This window comes from Nonomuraea sp. MG754425 (genome assembly GCF_021699195.1).
Taxonomy (GTDB): Bacteria; Actinomycetota; Actinomycetes; order Streptosporangiales; family Streptosporangiaceae; genus Nonomuraea.
The window spans coordinates 1-293 of sequence record NZ_SSXE01000578.1 but is presented as its reverse complement, the minus strand read 5'-3'; the positions used below and the strand labels follow the sequence as shown (position 1 = coordinate 293).

At 74.4% G+C, this 293-nt stretch carries 1 protein-coding gene; it reads left to right on the top strand.

What is annotated here, in order from left to right; all coding sequences use genetic code 11:
- Positions 1-87: 87 nt before the first annotated feature.
- Positions 88-293: patatin-like phospholipase family protein (locus FAF44_RS54045; protein WP_237111237.1), on the top strand; the 206-nt coding region annotated here is incomplete at its 3' end.

Genomic DNA, 293 nt, shown 5'->3' with positions numbered 1-293 from the left:
CCCCCCACGGGAGACTCAAGCGGGCGATCGCGTCCCGCCCGCGATGCGGTGAGCGACCGTCACCGGCCGCCTCGATAAGATCCCAGCATGGCCCGGACGGCGTTCGTGCTCGGTGGCGGTGGTGTGCTCGGCGCGCACGAGGTCGGCATGCTGCGGGCACTCGACGAGGCCGGCATCCGTCCCGACCTCGTCGTCGGCACGTCCGTGGGTGCGCTCAACGGCGCGGTCATCGCCGCCGCCCCCGCCGACGCGGTCGCCAGGCTGACGGGCCTGTGGCAGTCCGACGTCGTCCG